This window comes from Streptomyces sp. NPDC101166 (genome assembly GCF_044768125.1).
Taxonomy (GTDB): domain Bacteria; phylum Actinomycetota; class Actinomycetes; order Streptomycetales; family Streptomycetaceae; genus Streptomyces.
The window spans coordinates 1-1,239 of record NZ_JBIWPF010000188.1 but is presented as its reverse complement, the minus strand read 5'-3'; the positions used below and the strand labels follow the sequence as shown (position 1 = coordinate 1,239).

At 68.3% G+C, this 1,239-nt stretch carries 2 protein-coding genes; one reads left to right on the top strand and one right to left on the bottom strand.

All coding sequences use genetic code 11. The features are described from left to right. The first annotated feature begins 169 nt into the window (after window positions 1-169). Window positions 170-982 carry an amidohydrolase family protein gene (locus tag ACIRS4_RS37600; protein WP_404204676.1) on the top strand — a complete coding sequence of 271 codons (813 nt, stop codon included), beginning with the start codon at window positions 170-172 and terminating at the stop codon, window positions 980-982. Window positions 983-1,007: 25 nt separating this feature from the next. Here ACIRS4_RS37600 and ACIRS4_RS37595 read toward each other — a convergent pair. Next, window positions 1,008-1,239, bottom strand: a 232-nt coding sequence (locus ACIRS4_RS37595; protein ID WP_404204674.1) for a hypothetical protein, incomplete at its 5' end; no start/stop codon positions are given.

Here is a 1,239-nt window from a genome sequence, read left to right as displayed (position 1 = left end):
CTCGGATTCAAAGCCGTCTCCCCCTTCCTGCTGGTCACGACCGTGTCGGTCGGCTGATCTTCGATGAATCACATGGTGGCACAACGACGCTGCGTTGTCGGCTGATTTTTTCCGCCCCTGGTGCATGGAGAACGATCCGCGACGGCCGTTTGTTCCCCACACTGGAAAGGTGACGATCGACGCTTGGGCTCAGCATCCGACGGAGCGATTTCTCGCGCGTGACATCTTCGATTCGCTGCGACGGTGGACCGGGGGAGCGATTCCCACCGGCGAGATCCCGTTGAAGGCGACGCTGGCGGCGATGGACGTGGGCGGCATCGACCGGGCGCTCATCTCGGCGTGGTGCGCGCCGGAGGGCCCGCTCATCTCCAATGACGAGGTCGCCGCGTGGGTGGCCGAGGCCCCGGACCGCTTGACCGCCGTGGCCTCGGTGGACCTGCGGAAACCCATGGAATCGGTGCGTGAGCTGCGGCATCGGGTGCGCGACGAGGGCTTCGCGGCGGTCCGCGTGCTGCCGTGGCTGTGGGAGGTGCCGCCGACCGACGCCCGCTTCTATCCGCTCTACGCCGCCTGCGTGGACCTCGGGATCCCGTTCTGCACGCAGGTCGGGCACACCGGTCCGCTGCGGCCCTCGGAGCCGGGCCGCCCGATTCCCTATATCGACCGCGTCGCCCTGGACTTCCCGGAGCTGACCATCGTGTGTGGTCATGTCGGCTATCCGTGGACCGAGGAGATGATCGCGGTGGCCCGCAAACACGAGAACGTGGTGATCGACACCTCGGCCTACACCACGAAAAGGCTGCCGCCCGAACTCGTCTCGTATCTGAAGTCCGCGAGCGGGCGGCGCAAGGTGCTGTTCGGCACCAACTATCCGATGATCCTGCCCCAGCACGCTCTCGACGGTCTGGACGCGCTGGGCCTGGATGACGAGACCCGCGAGCTGTATCTGGACGGCAACGCGCGTCGCGTCTTCGGGCTCTGACGCGGCGCGCGGGGGTCGTGCGATATCAGGCGGCGGGTGCCGGACCGGCGACCGAGCCGTGGGTCCCGGTGTGCTGGGGCAGCTCCTCGTCGAGGGGAATCCAGTCCTCGTGCCGCTGCGAGATCCGCCCGCCGGAGACGGCGATGGCCGTGACGGCGAGGTCGACGGCCAGGGTGGCGTCGTCCTCGTCCATGGCCAGGATCGACAGGCTCAGCGGTTGCGCGGTCAGGCTCGGTCCCGGCGTGGGAGCGAGGGGG